This is a genomic window from Janthinobacterium longum (assembly GCF_051380735.1).
Lineage (GTDB): Bacteria > Pseudomonadota > Gammaproteobacteria > Burkholderiales > Burkholderiaceae_D > Janthinobacterium.
The window spans coordinates 25,052-42,439 of record NZ_JBNYXQ010000003.1; the positions used below are offsets into that span (position 1 = coordinate 25,052).

18 protein-coding genes are annotated in these 17,388 nt (G+C 60.0%); 5 read left to right on the top strand and 13 right to left on the bottom strand.

The window, feature by feature from the left end:
- The 4 genes from ACQ4WM_RS10900 to ACQ4WM_RS10915 are packed head-to-tail and all read right to left on the bottom strand — an operon-like array spanning position 1 to position 4,553.
- Positions 1-1,383: a GH1 family beta-glucosidase gene (locus tag ACQ4WM_RS10900; protein WP_436546698.1), complete on the bottom strand. Its 1,383-nt coding sequence runs from the start codon at positions 1,381-1,383 to the stop codon at positions 1-3.
- Between the two features lie 39 nt (positions 1,384-1,422).
- A complete protein-coding gene (locus ACQ4WM_RS10905; RefSeq protein ID WP_436546699.1) occupies positions 1,423-2,265 on the bottom strand; it encodes a carbohydrate ABC transporter permease in 843 nt (280 codons plus the stop codon).
- Positions 2,262-3,257, bottom strand: a complete 996-nt coding sequence (locus ACQ4WM_RS10910; RefSeq protein ID WP_436546700.1) for a carbohydrate ABC transporter permease — start codon at positions 3,255-3,257, stop codon at positions 2,262-2,264. The genes ACQ4WM_RS10905 and ACQ4WM_RS10910 overlap by 4 nt, the downstream gene beginning before the upstream one ends.
- Positions 3,258-3,266: 9 nt before the next feature.
- Complete coding sequence (locus ACQ4WM_RS10915) at positions 3,267-4,553, bottom strand: ABC transporter substrate-binding protein (protein ID WP_436546701.1); 1,287 nt, start codon at positions 4,551-4,553, stop codon at positions 3,267-3,269.
- A gap of 312 nt (positions 4,554-4,865) precedes the next feature.
- Between ACQ4WM_RS10915 and ACQ4WM_RS10920 the strand changes: the two genes are divergently transcribed.
- Positions 4,866-5,885: a LacI family DNA-binding transcriptional regulator gene (locus ACQ4WM_RS10920; protein ID WP_436546702.1), complete on the top strand. Its 1,020-nt coding sequence runs from the start codon at positions 4,866-4,868 to the stop codon at positions 5,883-5,885.
- Between the two features lie 134 nt (positions 5,886-6,019).
- A complete protein-coding gene (gene sodB, locus ACQ4WM_RS10925; RefSeq protein ID WP_065306773.1) occupies positions 6,020-6,598 on the top strand; it encodes a superoxide dismutase [Fe] in 579 nt (192 codons plus the stop codon).
- A 379-nt stretch (positions 6,599-6,977) separates the two neighbouring features.
- On the opposite strand, the gene ACQ4WM_RS10930 is transcribed toward sodB, so the two are convergent.
- Complete coding sequence (locus ACQ4WM_RS10930) at positions 6,978-7,760, bottom strand: hypothetical protein (protein ID WP_436546703.1); 783 nt, start codon at positions 7,758-7,760, stop codon at positions 6,978-6,980.
- A 126-nt stretch (positions 7,761-7,886) separates the two neighbouring features.
- Here ACQ4WM_RS10930 and ACQ4WM_RS10935 point away from each other — a divergent pair, with 126 nt between their 5' ends.
- Positions 7,887-8,834 carry a LysR family transcriptional regulator gene (locus ACQ4WM_RS10935; protein ID WP_436546704.1) on the top strand — a complete coding sequence of 316 codons (948 nt, stop codon included), beginning with the start codon at positions 7,887-7,889 and terminating at the stop codon, positions 8,832-8,834.
- Positions 8,835-9,057: 223 nt separating this feature from the next.
- On the opposite strand, the gene ACQ4WM_RS10940 is transcribed toward ACQ4WM_RS10935, so the two are convergent.
- From ACQ4WM_RS10940 to ACQ4WM_RS10975, 8 genes are all read right to left on the bottom strand, one after another.
- Positions 9,058-10,041, bottom strand: coding sequence for a type II toxin-antitoxin system HipA family toxin (locus ACQ4WM_RS10940; RefSeq protein WP_436546705.1), 984 nt, complete (start codon positions 10,039-10,041; stop codon positions 9,058-9,060).
- 19 nt (positions 10,042-10,060) lie between these two features.
- Entirely contained in the window at positions 10,061-10,282 is a 222-nt protein-coding gene (locus ACQ4WM_RS10945) for a hypothetical protein (protein ID WP_436546706.1), read from the bottom strand.
- Positions 10,279-10,632: a helix-turn-helix domain-containing protein gene (locus tag ACQ4WM_RS10950; protein WP_436546707.1), complete on the bottom strand. Its 354-nt coding sequence runs from the start codon at positions 10,630-10,632 to the stop codon at positions 10,279-10,281. Before ACQ4WM_RS10950 ends, ACQ4WM_RS10945 begins: the two co-directional genes overlap by 4 nt.
- Before the next feature lie 485 nt (positions 10,633-11,117).
- Entirely contained in the window at positions 11,118-11,330 is a 213-nt protein-coding gene (locus ACQ4WM_RS10955; RefSeq protein ID WP_436546708.1) for a DUF6434 domain-containing protein, read from the bottom strand.
- Positions 11,331-11,407: 77 nt separating this feature from the next.
- Positions 11,408-11,833, bottom strand: a complete 426-nt coding sequence (locus tag ACQ4WM_RS10960; protein WP_436546709.1) for a GNAT family N-acetyltransferase — start codon at positions 11,831-11,833, stop codon at positions 11,408-11,410.
- Between the two features lie 298 nt (positions 11,834-12,131).
- Positions 12,132-12,674: a hypothetical protein gene (locus ACQ4WM_RS10965; protein ID WP_436546710.1), complete on the bottom strand. Its 543-nt coding sequence runs from the start codon at positions 12,672-12,674 to the stop codon at positions 12,132-12,134.
- A 119-nt stretch (positions 12,675-12,793) separates the two neighbouring features.
- Positions 12,794-13,357: a hypothetical protein gene (locus tag ACQ4WM_RS10970; RefSeq protein WP_436546711.1), complete on the bottom strand. Its 564-nt coding sequence runs from the start codon at positions 13,355-13,357 to the stop codon at positions 12,794-12,796.
- Positions 13,358-13,451: 94 nt separating this feature from the next.
- On the bottom strand, positions 13,452-13,742 hold the full coding sequence (locus tag ACQ4WM_RS10975; protein WP_436546712.1) for a hypothetical protein: 291 nt from the start codon (positions 13,740-13,742) through the stop codon (positions 13,452-13,454).
- Positions 13,743-13,918: 176 nt separating this feature from the next.
- Between ACQ4WM_RS10975 and ACQ4WM_RS10980 the strand changes: the two genes are divergently transcribed.
- Entirely contained in the window at positions 13,919-16,909 is a 2,991-nt protein-coding gene (locus tag ACQ4WM_RS10980; protein ID WP_436546713.1) for a sensor histidine kinase, read from the top strand.
- Between the two features lie 98 nt (positions 16,910-17,007).
- Entirely contained in the window at positions 17,008-17,382 is a 375-nt protein-coding gene (locus tag ACQ4WM_RS10985) for a lysozyme inhibitor LprI family protein (protein ID WP_436546714.1), read from the top strand.
- Positions 17,383-17,388: the final 6 nt, after the last annotated feature.

Below are 17,388 nucleotides of genomic sequence, written 5' to 3' on the forward strand. Positions count from 1 at the left end.
TCAGCGCCCTCCTGCCGTCGCCAGCTGCGGCGCATCTGCATGCAGCGCGCGCTGGGCGGCGATAAAGTCGCGGTACCACAGGGCGCTGTCTTTCAGGCTGCGCTGCTGGGTGGCGTAATCGACATACACCATGCCGAAGCGCTTGGCATAGCCCGAATTCCACTCGAAGTTGTCCATCAGGCTCCAGTAAAAATAGCCGCGCACATCGATACCCTGGGCGATCACGGCGCGCAAGGCGTCCAGGTGCAGCTGCACATACTCGATGCGCGGCTGGTCATGGACTGCGCCGCCATCGAGCTTGTCGGCCACTGCCATGCCGTTTTCGGTGATGTAGACCGGCGGCAGCGGGTATTCGCGGTGCAGGCCGACCAGCAGTTCCGTCAGCCCCTGCGGATAGGTTTCCCAGCCCATGTCGTTGACGCCCAGCTTGCATTCGGGCTTGCGCGGCGGCGTCTCGCCGCTGACAAAAGCACGCGTGTAATAGTTCACGCCGAGGAAATCGATGGGCTGCTTGATATCTATGAAATCGTTTTCAAAGATCGACAAAGCTGAAGCATCGACGTGTTTCAGGGCCAGTGCCGGATAGCGGCCCTTGAAAATGGCGTCCATATACCACTGCACCGAGCGCGCATATTCGAGTTCGGCGAGTTCCTTGTCACGGGCGCTGTCGGTGGCCGGCGTGGCCGTCCATTGATTGAGCACGATGCCCAGTTTTGCCGACGGCGCCACGGCGCGCATCGCCTGCATCGCCAGACCGTGCGACAGCAGCAGATGGTGCGATACCTGCACCGCGGCGGCAGGGTCGGCCATGCCCGGCGCGAACTGGCCCGTGCCGTGGCCCAGCACCGCCGTGCACCATGGCTCGTTATGGGTGGCGATGCTGGTCACGCGGTGGCCGAAGCGGCGCGCCACTTCAGCGGCGTAGGCGGCAAAGTGGTAGCAGGTAGCGCGATTGAGCCAGCCGCCTTCGTCCTGCAGGGCTTGCGGCAAATCCCAGTGGTACAGGGTCAGGTGGGCGTCTAGCCCTTTTGTGGCCAGCGCATCGAGCAGGCGTGCATAGAAATCGAAGCCGGCCTCGTTCCAGGCACCCGAACCTGTTGGCTGCACGCGCGACCAGGACATCGAAAAACGGTAGGCATTGACGCCCAGGTTGGCGATCAGCTCGACGTCATCGGCATAGCGGTGGTAATGGTCGCAAGCGACGTCGCCATTGCTGCCGTCGGTGATCTTGCCCTCGGTGTGGCTGAAGGTATCCCAGATCGACGGCCCGCGGCCATCGATGGCGGCAGCGCCCTCGATCTGGTAGGCGCTGGTGGCCACGCCCCAGGTAAAGGTGGCAGGAAAGTTGGTGTCGAAGGTAGTATCGAAGTCGTCGTTATGCATGGTCGTTGGTGTCTTGTTGGTGGTGGTGGAAGGTGTGGATCAGCCTTTGACGGCGCCCTGGGTAAGGCCTTCGATCAGGCGTTTTGAAGCGACAAAGAACATCAGCAGCAATGGCAGCACGGCGATCGCCGCACCCGTCATCAGGGCGCCCCACTCCGTGTTGTTCGGCGCCTGCATGCTGCGCAGCGCGAGCGGTATGGTGTAGTTCTCGACCGAGCGCATCACCACCAGCGGCGTGATGAAGTTGTTCCACGAATTGATAAACGTGATCAGGCCCAGGGTGCCCATGGCCGGCCCGATCAGCGGCAGCACCACGCGCCAGTAGATGGCGAATTCGCCGCAACCGTCGATGCGCGCCGCCTCGATCAGGTCTTTCGGAATCGCCGTGCCGATATACTGGCGCATCAGGAAGATGCCCAGCGCGCCGGCCGCACCGGGCACGTACAGAGCGCGCGGCTGGTCCAGCCAGCCGAGGAAATCCATCAGCATGAAGGTCGGGATCATGTTCATGAACGACGGAATGATCATCGACGCCATCACCAGCGTGAACAGCGGGCGCTTGAAGCGGAACTCGTACATGGCAAACGCATAGCCGGCCAGCGAACAGAAAAACAGGGTCAGCGCGGTGGTCATCAGGGCCACGTACAGGCTGATGCCGATATTGCGCCAGAACGGCAGGCGCTGCTGCAGCAGGTCCAGGTTGTTCAGCAGCGCCGTGCCGAACCAGCGCGGCGGCGGCAGGCTGTAGATCTCGGCGCTGGTATGCGTGGCGAACACGAACATGAAGTAGAACGGCGCGATCATGATCATGGCGCCGATACCCACCATGGCATAGGCCGACCAGCGCGCACTGGTGGCGGCAGAATGGACTGTAGCGCTCATCGGTTTGCCTCTTTGCGTTCATTGCGGCTGAAGATGCGGTTATTGACCCAGGTGGTGCTGGCGATAATCAAAAACAGCAGCCAGGAGATCGCCGACGCCGTGCCGAAGTCGCCCGAGGAAAACGCCGTCTTGTAGACAAAGATGGCGGTCGTCATCACCGACTGGCTGACGCCACTCGATTCGGCCACCAGCACGAAGGGCTCCTCGAACAACTGCAGATTGCCCATGATGGTGAGCGTCACGGCCAGGTAGATCATGGGTTTGAGCTGCGGCAAGGTGATGTACCAGAACTGCTGGCGTTTCGAGGCGCCGTCGATGGTGGCCGCCTCGTACAGGTCCTTCGGTATCACCTGCAGCGCCGACAGGTACAGCACCAGGTTCCAGCCAAGATAGCGCCAGAAAATCACAAAGGCGACGGCTGGCTTGATGAACAGCGAGCTGCCCAGCCAGTCGATCGATTCGGCAGGGAACAAACCACCGATCAGCGGCAAACTGGCGCACCATTGAATCAGCACATTGATCTGGCCATAGTCGCGCGAGAACAGGGTGTTGAACACCATGGCAATGGCCACGCTGGAGGTAATGAACGGTAAAAAGTAGATGCCGATCACCAGGTTGCGCGAGCGCTTGAAGCTGTTGTGGATAAAGGCCGCCAGCGGAATCGCCACAAGATGCTGCGGCACGCCGGAGGCCAGCGCCAGCCACACGGTATTGCCCAGCGAGCGCAAAAACCACGGATCGCTCAGCGCGTATTTGTAGTTGTCCAGCCCGACCCACTCCATCGCCTCGACACCGCTGGCCGCTTCCCACTGGTTGAACGACAGGTAGATGGAAAACAGCAGCGGAAACAGGCTGAAAATGGCGAACAGAATAAAGAAGGGGCTGATGAAAATATACGGCGCCCACTTTTTCATGTTGAAGCGTTTATGCACGGGCCGCGCCGCTGACGGCGCATTGTGCGCCGGCATGGCCGATGAAGTAGGCAGGCTCATGGCGGTTTCCTAGCGGCGCGCGCGGTGCGTGATCAGGGCCTTGGCGTCGGCCAGCGCGGTCTTGATATCCTTGTTCTGCGCCAGCACGCTTTCCAGTTCCATGTTGACGATGTCGCGCGCCACGGCGTCGAACTTGTCGACCCGGATCACGGGGATTTTGGCCGCCGTCTCGCGCGCCAGCAAGCGTGTTTTCTGGCCGCCGAAATACGCTTGCGGTTCGTCCATCATCGGATCAAGGTAGGCTGCTTTGAGGGCCGGAAAGGCGCCGATCTCTTTCAGGGAATGCAGCTGGATATCCTTGTTGACCGTTAGAAATTTGATGAACTCCCAGGCCTGGGTTTTATTCGCCGCTTTTTTCGGAATGCCGTAGAACGAGCCGCCGTAGGAGGCCAGCGCGCCGGCCGGCAGGCTGGCCGCGCGCCACTGGCCGGACGACGCAGGCGCCAGCCACTTGGCCAGGTGGCCGCTGAGCCACGAACCCATCATCTGGCTGGCCACCTTGTCGCGCTTGAAACCTTCGGCCCACTCGCCGGTCCAGGCCACGGTGCGCGCATCGATGCCGGCCACGCGTGCCGCCTTGGCAAGCTCGAAGGCCCTGACGAAACGGGGCGAGTCGACCAGTACCTGGCCCTTGTCGCCAAAATAAATGCCTTCGCCGTCCTTCAAATTGGCGCGGATATAGATATCGGCCAGGTCGCTGGCGCCGGCCAGCAGATAGGTGCCGGTGGCGGCCTTGAGTTTCTTGCCTGCGGCAATATATGACTCCCACGACTGCGTCAGGTCCGCTTCCTTGATGCCGGCCTTGTCCATCAGGTCCTTGCGGTAGAACAGCGTGCCCGGCCCCAGGTCGGCCGGCATGGCGCCCAGGGTGCCTCGCGAACTGGTCGCCTGCACAAACGTGAACGGCACGAACTGGCTGCGGTACTGTCCTGCCCCGTACGGCGGCTGCAACAGGTCTTCCATGCCTTTCGATTCGGCAAAGCTGCCCACATAGCGAAAATCGATCGCCATTACATCAGGCAGGCGCGCGCCGGCCGCAAGCGCCGTCGTCATCGAGTTGTGATGGTCGTCGATCTGCAGGCTGACCAGCTTGACCTTCACTTGCGGGTACAGTTTTTCCCACAGCGGCAAGGCGGTTTTCACGGCGCGGTCCAGGTCGGGAAACGAGGCGACGGTGATGGTGGCGGGTGCCAGCGCGGGCACAGCAGCCGCCTGGGCTGCGGGGGCAGCCGCGATGGCGCAGGTGGCCGACAGTGACGCGGCCAGGGCGGCCACGCCAAGGGTGATTGACTTCATTATTTCGTCTCCGTTTATTGAGCGTCTTCTATCTTGAAAACGTTTTCACAACATGCATCCATTTAACACCGCAAAGAAAATGAAGTCAACCGAAAAAGTTGTCAATTATTTTAAGCTCAATGCCAAGTGCGACGCCGGCACTCCCGCCCGCCCTATGAAAAGCTGCAAAAAAACAGCGCCAATCGGTACTGTGGTTTTTTATGAAAACGTTTTCAAGATGCCGACCGCAATCCGGTCGCAGGTTTATGGTAATCTTTCGCTGAAAAGGTTTTCAGAGCACTGAAAGCCGGCATCTTTGATCCAGGAATGACCTTGAACGACACCTACCACGCCGCCCCTCCCTCCACCTTGCTCGACGTGGCGCGCCAGGCCGGCGTGTCGCCCAGCACCGTTTCGCGCATCCTGAACGGCACGGCCAGGGTCTCGGACGACAAGCGCGACGCCGTGCTGGCGGCGATCGCGCACATGAAGTTTGCCCCCAACCAGATGGCGCAGGGCCTGAAAAAAGGCCGCTCGATGACGATAGGCATCGTGGTGCAGGATATCTCCAGTCCGTTCTTCGACGAGAGCCTGCGCGGCGTCGACGATGGTCTGAAGGGCACCGGCTACGCCTCGGTGATCGTCAGCGGCCACTGGAATGCGCAGGAAGAAGCGGATCGTATCCGCCTGCTGCTGGCGCGCAAGGTCGACGGCATCATCCTGCTGTCGGGTCGCATTTCGGACCAGAGCGTACTCGATTTTGCCCAGCAACGCCCGATCGTCTCGACCGGCCGCCAGATCGTCGCGCACAATGCGATCAGCTTCAAGCTCGATAACGAATACGGCGCGTGGCTGGCAGTACGCCACCTGATCGAACTGGGCCACCGCCGCATCGCGTTTGTGTCGGGCCCGGCCAACAACAGCGATGCTTGCGAACGCCTGACAGGCTACGAAAGAGCGTTGCGCGAAGCCGATATCGCGCTCGACCCGAAACTGATGGCAGAAGGCGATTTTCACGAAGCGAGCGGCATGCTGGCGGTCAACCACCTGTTCGACACGCAGCAGCAATTCACGGCCGTGTTTGCCGCCAACGATCTGTCTGCCTATGGCGTGCGCCTGTGCCTGTACCGCAAGGGCATCCGCGTGCCCGACGATATTTCGCTGGTGGGCTTCGATGACCTGCCTGGTTCGTCCTACACCACGCCGCCTTTGACCACCATCCGCCAGCCGCTCTACGACATCGGCCGCATTGCCACCGAATCGCTGCTGGGCCTGATCAATGGCGAAGCCGTGCAGGCAGCCGTTCCGCCCCTCGAACTTGTTGTGCGCGAAACCACGCGCCGGGTACGCTGACGCACGTTTACCGCCTCGCCGGCAGCAGCAAAGGCGCATCCGCTTTACAATGGTGGTTCGTTCAGCAAGAATAACCGGCTCGACTGTCCGGCTCCGGCCGGATACCTTCGAACAACCACCATAAAGGACATCACATGGAACATACCCTGCCACCACTGCCGTACGCAATGGACGCCCTGGCGCCGCACATTTCGAAAGAAACGCTGGAATACCACTATGCCAAGCACCACCAGGCGTATGTCACCAACTTGAACAACCTGATCAAGGGTACCGAGTTCGAGAACCTGTCGCTGGAAGAAATCATCAAGAAATCGTCGGGCGGCATCTTCAACAATGCAGCCCAAGTATGGAACCACACCTTCTACTGGAACGGCATGAAGCCAGCCGGCGGCGGCGCACCTACCGGTGCCGTGGCTGACGCGATCAACGCAAAATGGTCGTCGTTCGACAAATTCAAGGAAGAATTCACCAAGTCCTGCGTCGGCAACTTCGGTTCCGGCTGGACCTGGCTGGTACAAAAAGCCGACGGCTCGGTTGACATCGTCAATACCTCGAACGCCGGCTGCCCATTGACCACCGGCGACAAGCCGCTGCTGACCTGCGACGTGTGGGAGCATGCTTACTACATCGACTACCGCAACCTGCGCGCCAAATACGTGGAAACGTTCTGGGGCCTGGTGAACTGGGAATTCGTTGCCGGGAACTTTGCGTAAGCACTGTTGCTGTCAACGTAAGCCCGAGTTAATGGAAAAAGAAGTCACTGCCTTTGGCACTGGCTTCTTTTTTTATGGCTGAAAGCTTGCAAGATTGAAAATAGCGAGCCGGAAGTTTCTTTTTTACCCATAATCCGACCGGCTGCCAGGGTGAGCCTGCTGGAACTGGCGAGGTCGCAACCATCAACTTGCGGGGTTGATGTCGGATTAGCGGATGCGGTCAGGCACTACCGGCGATCCGATCCGCGGCGGGCCGGTGAAGGAGCATAAACACTAGAAATGCTTGATACCGTGTATTCAGGCGTGCGGGTCTGCTCGCGGGAATTGCCTGATTTGATACAACGCCTGCATCAGGCAGTACGGCTCTCGTGTGCCTTGTTCAACGCTGAGGCGCGACGGTCGGCGCCGGCAGCGGTGGCGAGACCGGATGGGCGGATGGATCGCCACCGAGCAGACGCGACTGGGGCAACCACAGCGCCAGGATAGGATTCGTCCGGTCGAACAACTTGACCAGTTTGAGTCCCGACGGAAGCAGCTCGGCCAGCGACGGCTGGCCTTGCAGGGCGTTGAGGGCCAGGTTGACGCCTTCGGCCGGATCCGCCGCTTCATGCTTAGCAGCAACGGTGACGATGGCCACCTGGCGTTCTTCTGGCTGGAACATCAGCCATGCGCTGGACAATCCGCTCGCCTCGGCCTGATCGCGTATGGCAGGCCAGGCTTGCTTGAGCACCTGCTCGACATTGTCGCCTTCAACGCTGAAACGCTCGAAGCGGTTGACGTGGTGGGAGCTGGCCAGCGGTGTAAAGTCATGCGCGCCGGCTACACGCCAGATGTGGCGGTCGACGTTGATGAAGAACGGACGGTCCCAGAATTTTACGCCCGGCTCGAACTCCAGTTCCTCGCTGGTGAAGCGGTTGTAATCAAGCACGTTCTCCCAAGTGTCGAACAGATAGCGGCCGCCGGTGAGCAGGGCGCCGGTCACGCGGTCGTAGCCGAGCGGCATATACTTGTGACGCATGCCGGGGCGCACATCCATGCTGCGCCGCTCGATTTCCTGCATGTTAACCAGCTTCTGAATCTCGACTTGGGCAGCGACGGGGAAATCGGAGGTGAAGGCGGCCTCTGCTTTGATGGGGCCTACTGGGTAGTTAAGAATGCTCATGGGGACTGTCCTTTGTGAGGTGTGTGAGTCCCCATGGTAGGCGTGGAGCGGACCTGGCGGAAGACGGTGCCTTGCTCGGACAGTTTAAATACAATATTATGACTGACCAAACTATTCGAAGTTTATATGCCATCACTGCGCTGTATAGAGGCTTTCGTTAAAGCCGTCGACGGTGGCAGCATCGCCAGTGGTGCCCGCCAATTGGGCATCAGCGCGGCTGCGGCCAGCCAGGCCATCGCGCGCCTGGAAGAAGAGGTAGGCACGCGCCTGCTGCGCCGTAGCACGCGCTCGCTATCGCTGACAGATGAGGGCGAGCGCTACTACACCCGAGTGCGGCCTCTGCTCATGGGCCTGGACGAGGCGCACGCCGAGATCGGCGCCGCGCGCGGCGAGCCGCAGGGGCGCCTCAAGCTCGCTTGCGTGGTCACCTTCGGGCGCCATGTGCTGGCGCCGTGGATACGTGAATTCATCGAGCGCTACCCACGCCTGCTGGTGGAATTGCTGTTGGTAGACCGGCCTGTCGATTTCCAACTCGAGAACATCGACGCCAGTATCCGCTACCGGCAAATGCTGGAGCCGGGTCTGGTAGCGCGGCGCATCGCCACCGCGCCGATCGTGTATTGCGCCGCGCCGGCTTATCTGGCAGCGCATGGCACGCCGATCCTGCCGGAAGAGCTGGCGCGGCACAAATGCCTGGGATATCGGATGGCCATTGACGGCAGGGTGATGAGCTGGCCGTTTCTGCGCGGCGGCGAGCGGGTCGAGGCAGTTATCGAGCCGAGCCTGGTCAGCAGCGATGTCGACGCGCTGGCGCGCATTTGCTGCGACGGTGGCGGCATCGCCCGTCTAGGCGCCTTTGTCGCGCAGCCATTCATCGATGCCGGCCAGCTGGTGCAGTTATTTGCCGGTGGCGAGGATGGCTATAAAGATGGCGCCCAGGCAGTGTCGGAACCGCTGGATTTTTTCTTGTGCTACCGCGACCGCCAGCATTTGCCATCCAAGGTGCGCTTGTTCATTAATGAATTCAGCGCAGCAGTCGGCAACTATCCTGGTATGACCGGTGCGCAGGGGTGAGATGGAGCAATGGAAAGGTGTTGTGTGTCAATGCTGCAGGCAAGACCGATCCGGTAGCGTTAATTAGCGAGAGGCAACGATGACGCAGAAGTTCAATGCCACGTTTGCCTATGACGTCAACGAGCACTGACCAGCGTCAACCAGGGCAAGGGCGACAGCATGCAGCGCAGACCAGGCCGTCAGCTCTTCACGCCTAGTTGCTTCGCAGCAATAAAGAATCGTATTAAACCATTCTCTTCCGGTTCGCTTCGATGGCGTTGTTGATGCTGGTCCGCGTGGCGACCTTGATGCCGCTCCCCTTCGCATCAGTGGCGAACTGGCCCGCCACGGTCGTGATGCGTTCAATCGTTTGGCGAGCCCATGTCTCAGGCAGGTCGGCTGCGGCCGCCAGCTTGAGCAGGTGTTGGCGTCCCGGGTGACGACCTTCCCCACTGACCGTCATCTGGTGCTCACCGCCAACGCCGACGTTGTACGTCAGGTCGTAACACGGCGCCAGCTCCCACTGCATCGATTCGTTCATCACGTAGGCGAAATTCCTGGTGTGGTCGTCACGGTTGTGGAAGACGACATTGAATACGCATCGTTCGAAAGCCTTTTTCACCTGACGCTCGTCCCGGCTCAGGGTTCTTGTCGCTTTCAAAAACACCGTATAGTCTCGTGTCGGCAAGCGGAAATTGTCGTCTAACAAAGCAGCCAGGCTCAGGGTCGGTACCCGCATGCCGCGTTGACGATCAAAGCGTTCGATTCCGAAGCCAGCCAACTTCGGGGTCAGGTCGAAGTATTTCGTGGCGGGCATGTCCAGCGCGCACTTCCGCGCCATGCTGGCGTACAACGTCTCGATAGCACAGACTTCCTTGGCTTCACCTTGGGCCTGGAATTTCACCAGCCATGGCGCGCCAGGCGCAGCGCGGTCGGTACTGACCTGTCCCGTAACTGCGTGGTGCTGAACCAGAACCTTTGGCCGTGCGCCGTGCGGCGAGCCGCCAGTCAGTGCCAGCTGTTCCAGGGTTGCCGTATCCTGGCCTGCCAGTACCGCCTGCGCGCCTTCGGCCAGTACGCGCAATTCCTGATATTCCGGATCATGGCTCAACGCGTCGGGCGGGGTAAATATCAGCGCACCCATCGCACGATCATTGATGAACGCCAGTCGTTCCAACGGTGAAATGCCGGCCGGGTCGCGCCCATCCTTTTGGAAACATCGGTCCATGAGGAGCCGACCCCAGCCGTCAGGCAAGGAATCGGCAATCAACCCCGGCAAGTTTATCTTGGCTGTTCGGAAAATCCGAATAGGCTACTTTGCGCAGTTTCAGGTAAATTGGCGACAGTTCGATACCCCGCTGCAGTGCTTCCTCGGAGTATTCGAACAGGAGAGCACGGCCTTCGTGCGCAAGCGTGCCGAGCTGCCAGTGTTGACCCCATCCGCAAAAATTGACGTTGAGCTTTTTCATGACACCCTTTTATTTTTCCGGGGGACACGTTGCCGAGCCGGCCTGCTGGCCTCTTCCAGTTCCTTGATTGACGCAGGCTTCTGTAAAAAGAGCGATTCGAGTTCTTTTGTCAGGCCCAAGGCGACAACAAGGCGCAACGACGTTTCGAGCGTGGCCTTCCCCGTCTTTTCAAAACCTGACACCGTGCCCAAAGCAACACCCGCGCGCTGCGCCAGTTCGGGCTGAGACAGTTCCAGGCGCATGCGTTGTGCTTTGAGCCGCCGCGCTATCTCCATGCACAATTCGGTGGGCGTAGCGAATGTAAAATCTAACATAATGAAGTTATCTGGCTTAATGAGAAGTAACTTCACTATTTTAGCATTTAAGTATATTTAAACCAATTAAAATTTCTTATAAATTCATATAAATGAAGTTATTTTATATTTTACACCGTTAACTTCAAATAATTGATATAAGCAGCCGCATCCGGACGCAACGAAAACGGGATGATGCACGGTGCCAATTTGGGGCGGCAGTGCGCAGCGCAAAGTCATCCTCCAAAACGGTGCACAAGCAAATGCATAACATGCCGAGCCTGTGTGCTGAACGATATGACCCGAAGCGCATAGGGAAGCAGGAACAAGAACCAGTCGCTCTTAGCTGACAGCGTGGCGACCAGGTATTCCATGTCGTTGTCGCGTCCAACTGCATACAGAATGTCAGACAATTCCGCCGCCTTCGCATTCTCTGGGGAATGCGATTCCAGATGGTCCAAAAATAACCGGCCCATCACTTCCTTCGCACAATGCATCAGCCGTCTGTTGCTCGGATGGTCTGCTTTTGGCCCGGGCCGAAATCAGGTTCGCTTTACACGACGCATCCACTCGTCCGCCACGTCGCCCATGTTCTTCGCATTGCCATTGCGCACCCACGCCATGAATTCACGGTCGAACTTGAAATCTGGTCCGCACTGGTGGCAGAGGAAACGGCGAACATTTTGCGTGTTCCTGTACGCGGAATCGATTTCCGTTGCGCGGGAAATTTCTCCACCATGCCAGTCGAATTTCATGTTCAATGTCTCCGGGTATTGAAATTTCGTGCCGTCGCTACTGGCCGGTACTGTCGCCGAAAGCGGAAGCCATACTGCTATAGTTTCTTGGACATGAATACGCGGCTAATGCCTTCCCGTTCTGAACGTATTTCACCAAAACTTGTCCACCCATTTTTCTCGTAAAAGCCAGGCGCCTGGAAGCTGATGGTGTAAAGCACCGCCGAACTGCAACCTCGCTGGCGTGCTTCGTCTTCAAATGCCTCAAGAATTTTCGTTCCCAAACCGGAGCCACGCATCTGGCTCGGCAGGTGAAACCGATCCAGAAAAGCAAGGCCAAGAGAAGTTCGTCCAACAGCTCCGCCCAGCACTTCGTTGCTGTCGGCATCTCTTACTATGATGTTCAGGGGGCGCCGGTCACTCAAGCCTGCGACCTGTTCGTTGAACTCATCCAAACCTTGAGCAATGACGCGTTCAAAATCAGGTTCTGCACTGTCACTGACAACAATCGCATTCGTCTTCAAGAGTATCCTTTCTATGGCCAGACATCAGCAGCACATGGCTTTCTGCTCATGTCCTGAAACTGCTGCTCGATGATCAGCCAGGGCGTTTTCCTGATTCATCGGCAAACCAGCAACGTACGTCAATGCCCAAGTCGCGAGCCCAGGCTCCCGGCCGACTGAGCCTGAAAAATGTCGAGGGCGGCGTCGCGGTTTCCTTGCGGTACATACATTGCTCGGCCGTACGCTCGAAATGGCCGAGCAAACAGACACTCAAGAACAGGGCGACGACAGCAAGCCAACCGCCCAGAACCTTCGCACATCAAACCGAGACGCCGGTTTCATAGTCAAGGCGGTAGTTGCGATGATTGAAATCGGTCACTACAATATATTCTTCTTCAAGCTTGAAACCTTCCGAAAATATATCAGCACCAGAACTGCTCCATAATATCTTCCCATTTTCGTCGAGACGAGCAACGCCCAACTCTCCGTGCGAAATTAAATGCCCTCGTTTCGGTTCGTAGTAAATACCAAAGCAGGTCGCCTGGTCTACCACAGTCACCCACATAAGCTTAAGGTCGGTTAAATCAAAGCACACGACACTGTCGCCAACTGCCAAAAAGAGCTTTGAACCGAGCACCAGTGCAGAATTTTTATGGACGGTGCTGCATCCTCCTGGCGCACTGAAAACGACGACGGAGGTGCCGTTCAGAAATACTCCATGAACGGATGTGGGCGTATATCCCGATTTCAGGTCCATTTCCTGCATATACCGCCGAGCATTGTCCGCAGAATCAAAGGTGTAATCAGGCTCATCGACAATTTTGACTTCGCCCAGCTGGGAAGCAACAGATATAGAACGCATTGAGACCTCAAAATTTTTGTCAGCTTGTAGCCAGGGAAGGTCAAAATTTCTCAGGCGTATGGTAGAGCATCAACCGTTCAGTTTCTGTTGTACAGACTTCTTTTTAATCCAGGAAAGCCTCAGGCAACGCCACCGCCTCCAGCATCAAATTGCGCGCAGACGCCGCTTTCTCCGATCCGGTCAAAATTTTCTTCATAGTAGGATTTTGCCCACTCAATAAACTCTTGCGCGTTCATCTGCACCATGCCCAGCAGCCAGGCGGAGCCGTCATCCATGTGTTCAGGGATAAGCGCGCGTCCGGCCTGCCAGGATAGGCCGTCGACGCTCCAGCAGCAAAACGTCACGTGCTCGCATTCAACTGCTTCATCCTGCAGCAAACGCAGCAGGTCCGGCGGCAGGCCATCGTAGATTCCGGGCCAGATGCCGTACTCTTCGCGTGCATGGGGGCTGACGCCTGATTCGTGATCAAATCCTTTGAGCACCGCTTTCCCGTCCGCGCCGAAGAAGCCGAAGACATGGTCTCCGGCGCCGTTGTCATATTTCGCCATCGCAATGCCGTCCAGCCAGCCAGATTCATACCAGAATGCCCGCAGCCAGTCTTCCGACGTTAGCGTGGCGTCACACCGGGCCGCGCATTGCCATGCACGCTGTAGTCGGGATGGTGAGAGTGTTGGCAGTTTCATTGATTGATCATCCTTGAAAGTTACAGACAAATACGCGCCAGGCAGGCCAGCACCCGGATCAGCGGAGCTGGCCGGCGCAAGTAGTCCATCGGCGTCAGGAAGGCTTGCGCAACAGCTTGTCGATCAACCGCAGCATGCCGTAAAACAGGGCTGCATAGACGGCGGCGCCTGTGCCCCATACGATAAAGGCCGTAAGCAGATCGACCCATATCCAGGTAACGATAAACAAAATGGGGCTGGTCAGTACCGTCATGCAGCCACAGGTAAACAGGATAAACCCGTTCGCGCCCAGGAAACCGCTGCGTGCGCCGCTGATTTCGATGACGCTCGCCAGCAACAGCATGGCGACAACCACGCAGGCCCAGATGGTCCAGAAAAGCGTCATGTCGGTTCCTTCAACGGTAGGCAGTGACACAAGGCCACGTGCCTTGTCATACGTGCATGATATTGCGTTCTGGAAATGCGAACAAGTCCCTGCATGCCCGGCAATGGCAAGGCGCCAGCATCTTTTTACTCGTCTATAATCTCGCGTTCAACCGCTTTGCGCTACGGCGCCCGTCCATGCTGCGCCCTTCCCTGCTTTATCGCCTGCGCTGCCTGCTTGCCATCCCTCTGGCGGCGCTGCATCTGTTCTGTGCCGCAGCCCAGCCCGCGCCGCTGCTGTCCGACTACACCCATAGCGCCTGGGGCGCCGTGCAGGGTGCGCCGGTCGATGTGCTGAAGTTCGCCCAGGGCAAGGACGGCTGGCTGTGGATCGCCACCGCTACCGGCTTGTACCGCTATGACGGCGTGCGTTTCGAGCGTACCGACAGCGTGTATGGCCACCGGCTGCCGTCGTCGAATGTGCTGGGGCTGGCGATCGCACCGGACGGCGCCATCTGGATCGGCTACCGGCTGGGTGGCGTGACGGTGTTTCGCCCGGAGGGTGCGCGCAACTATGGCCAGGCGGAAGGGCTGCCGACGGGCGCGGTGCTGCATATCGAGCGGGCACCGGACGGCGCTATCTGGGTCGGCACGCGCGACGGTGCGGCGCGGCTGGCGCCGGGGGCGCAGCGCTTCGAAGCGCAAGGCGAGAACGTCGGGCTGCCGACGCGGCGCGTGTATCAGGTGCTGTTCGGCCGCGACGGCACGCAGTGGATGGGCACCATGTATGGTGTGTTTTTTCGCAAGCCGGGCCAGGCGCGTTTTTCGCACGCCTGGCCGCGCACCATGCTCACCAGCATGGCCGAGGCGCCAGACGGCGCCATCTGGGCGGTCGACAACCAGGATCATTATTATCGCGTGCGCACCAGCGAGCCGCCAGGCAAAGGGCCGTTGCAGCCCGACGCCCTCGGCAACGGCATGCGTTTCGACCGCGACGGCACCATGTGGCTGTTCAAACCCGACGGCATCGAGCGCAAGTTCGTGCCGGGCGGGCCCAGCCTGCCGGCGCAGCGATTGACGCGGCAGAACGGCATCAGCGGCCCGCTGCCGCAATCGAGCTTCCAGGACCGCGAAGGCAATCTGTGGTTCGGTACCTCGGCCGGGCTGGACCGCTTGCGGCCGAACCGCCTGAAGACCTTGCCGGTCGACGTGCCCTTCGATCATCCGGGCATGCTGCCGGGGCCGAACAGCGATGTCTGGATCGGCGACTACGTGGGCGACATCCGCAGTTTTACGGCCGATGGCGTGAAAAAGGTCGAGTTGAAGGAACATCTGGCGGCCAGCCACTGGGCAGCCGACGGCACTTTATGGCTGGGCAATGAACTGGGCCTGCATCACCGCGCCGTCAATGGCGGTTTTACCCGCGTCGCCCTGCCGCCTGGTGTCACCGGCCTCGATCCGCAGGCGCTGCAGCAGGACCGCGCGGGCGACTTGTGGGCCTCGTTTTCGGGTGGCGGGCTGTTTCGCCGCACGAAAGGAATTTGGATCAGGAATGGCGGCATGTCCGGCCTGCCCACGGCGCAGGCCACGACCATGGCGATGGATGGGCAAGGCACCGTCTGGCTCGGCCACGCCGACAACAGCATCAGCCTGATTGGCGACGGCCAGCACGACGGCGCCGTCAAACGGCTGGGGGCGCGCGACGGCCTGCAAGTGGGCGCCGTGCTGCAGCTGTACCGCGATGGCGACGCCATGTGGACCGGCGGCGAGCACGGCGTCGCGCTGTACCGCGGCGGCCGCTTTCACAGCCTGCGCGGTGCACGCGGCGAGTCCTTTCGAGGCGTGTCGGGCATGCTGCGCCTGCCTGGTGGCGACCTGTGGCTGCACGGCGCCGACGCCATCTATCACCTCACGGCAAGCAGCGTGGCCGCCTGGCTGGCCGACACCGCCACGGCCGTGGAATTCGAGCGCTTCGACGCGCTCGACGGCCTGCAGGGCCATGCCGCCCAGTTGCGCCCCCTGCCCACGCTGGTACGCTCGCTTGACGGCAAGCTGTGGTTTTCTACCGCCGCCACCATCGCCACCATCGACCCGGCGCATATCCGCCGCAACCCCCTGCCCCCGCCGGTGCAGATCGTTACCGTGCTGGCCGACGGCGCACCCTATCGGCCCGACGCAGGCAAGCCGCTGCAACTGCCACAGGGCAGCCGCAACCTGCAGATCGGTTTTACGGCGCTGAGCCTGTCGATGCCGGAGCGCGTGCGCCTGCGCTACCGCCTCACCGGCGTGGACACCGGCTGGCAGGAGCCGGTGGGCCGGCGCGAGGCGTATTACACCAACCTGGCGCCAGGCAGCTACCGCTTCGCGGTGACGGCGGCCAACGAAGACGGCGTCTGGAACACGCAAGGCGCAACGCTCGATATCGTGATCGCGCCCACTTTCGTGCAAACGCCGTGGTTCAAGGTGCTGCTGGCGCTGGGCGGCGCGCTGCTGCTGTATGGACTCTATGTGCTGCGCATCCGCCGCCTGAAGCGCGGCATGCACGAACGGCTGCAGGAGCGCTTGCAGGAACGCCTGGCCGAGCGCTCGCGCATCGCCCGCTCGCTGCATGACACCCTGCTGCAGAGCGTGCAGGGGCTGATCCTGTCGTTTCACGCGCATGCGCACATGCTGCCGCAGGGCACGCGCGAACGGGCGCGCCTGGACGGCACCCTGAACCTGGCCGACCAGTTGCTGATCGAAGGGCGCGACCAGATCATGGACTTGCGCGCCGTCGCGCCGCCCGACGAACTGCCGCTGGCGCTGCAGCAATTCGGCAAGGGCCTGTCCGAGCATCGCGCCCACACATTCACGGTGCGCGTGAGCGGTATTTGCCGACGCTTGCTGCCCTGCGTGCATGATGAAATCTACGCGATCGCGCGTGAAGCGCTGTTCAACGCCTCGCGCTATGCCGAAGCGGCAAATATCGTGCTGGAGCTCGATTACGCCGGGCAGGCGTTTGCCTTGCGCGTGCGCGACGACGGTTGCGGCCTCGATGAAGCCGTGGCGCAAGCGGGGCGGCCCGGTCACTGGGGCCTGGTCGGCATGCGCGAGCGCGCCGACAGCATCGGCGCGACCCTGACCGTCAGCAGCCGGCCTGGTGCCGGTACCGAGATCGAAGTGAGCGTGCCGGGCCAGCTGGCCTATTGAATATGGCCTAACGTACACTGTGCAACCGGGAAATATTATAGGATGCGCAAGAGCCAGCTTTGCTCGCTGCAGTCACCCTCCTCTTACGAAAGAACGCCATGAAAAAACTCATGCTTGCCCTGATGCTGTGTGCTTCCGGCTCCGCCTTTGCCAACTCCGCCTGCGATACGCCGCGCAACGATTTCGACGGCCTGTATTGCCTGAACAAGGTGTACCAGGAAGCGGACAAGGAACTGAACGACAACTACAAGAAACTGGCCGCCAAGCTCGACGCCAATGGCAAGCAGACCCTGAAGTCGGGCCAGCTGTCGTGGATCAACGAGCGCAACCAGAGCTGCTCGAAAAAAGACAGCTCCGGCTTCTATGTGAACCTCGATTGCGCCACCAGCACCACCATCAAGCGCGCACAATTCCTGCAAGACCGCTTCCGCGAATGCTCAAGCTCGGGCTGCCAGAACAGCAAGCTGCAATAATCGTAG

Bases quoted from the DNA above. Each gene is read 5' to 3' on its own strand.
- ACQ4WM_RS10900 (WP_436546698.1), bottom strand. From the start codon at position 1,383: ATGCATAACGACGACTTCGATACTACCTTCGACACCAACTTTCCTGCC.
- ACQ4WM_RS10905 (WP_436546699.1), bottom strand. From the start codon at position 2,265: ATGAGCGCTACAGTCCATTCTGCCGCCACCAGTGCGCGCTGGTCGGCC.
- ACQ4WM_RS10910 (WP_436546700.1), bottom strand. From the start codon at position 3,257: ATGAGCCTGCCTACTTCATCGGCCATGCCGGCGCACAATGCGCCGTCA.
- ACQ4WM_RS10915 (WP_436546701.1), bottom strand. From the start codon at position 4,553: ATGAAGTCAATCACCCTTGGCGTGGCCGCCCTGGCCGCGTCACTGTCG.
- sodB (WP_065306773.1), top strand. From the start codon at position 6,020: ATGGAACATACCCTGCCACCACTGCCGTACGCAATGGACGCCCTGGCG.
- ACQ4WM_RS10930 (WP_436546703.1), bottom strand. From the start codon at position 7,760: ATGAGCATTCTTAACTACCCAGTAGGCCCCATCAAAGCAGAGGCCGCC.
- ACQ4WM_RS10935 (WP_436546704.1), top strand. From the start codon at position 7,887: ATGCCATCACTGCGCTGTATAGAGGCTTTCGTTAAAGCCGTCGACGGT.
- ACQ4WM_RS10940 (WP_436546705.1), bottom strand. From the start codon at position 10,041: ATGGACCGATGTTTCCAAAAGGATGGGCGCGACCCGGCCGGCATTTCA.
- ACQ4WM_RS10945 (WP_436546706.1), bottom strand. From the start codon at position 10,282: ATGAAAAAGCTCAACGTCAATTTTTGCGGATGGGGTCAACACTGGCAG.
- ACQ4WM_RS10955 (WP_436546708.1), bottom strand. From the start codon at position 11,330: ATGAAATTCGACTGGCATGGTGGAGAAATTTCCCGCGCAACGGAAATC.
- ACQ4WM_RS10965 (WP_436546710.1), bottom strand. From the start codon at position 12,674: ATGCGTTCTATATCTGTTGCTTCCCAGCTGGGCGAAGTCAAAATTGTC.
- ACQ4WM_RS10970 (WP_436546711.1), bottom strand. From the start codon at position 13,357: ATGAAACTGCCAACACTCTCACCATCCCGACTACAGCGTGCATGGCAA.
- ACQ4WM_RS10975 (WP_436546712.1), bottom strand. From the start codon at position 13,742: ATGACGCTTTTCTGGACCATCTGGGCCTGCGTGGTTGTCGCCATGCTG.
- ACQ4WM_RS10980 (WP_436546713.1), top strand. From the start codon at position 13,919: ATGCTGCGCCCTTCCCTGCTTTATCGCCTGCGCTGCCTGCTTGCCATC.
- ACQ4WM_RS10985 (WP_436546714.1), top strand. From the start codon at position 17,008: ATGAAAAAACTCATGCTTGCCCTGATGCTGTGTGCTTCCGGCTCCGCC.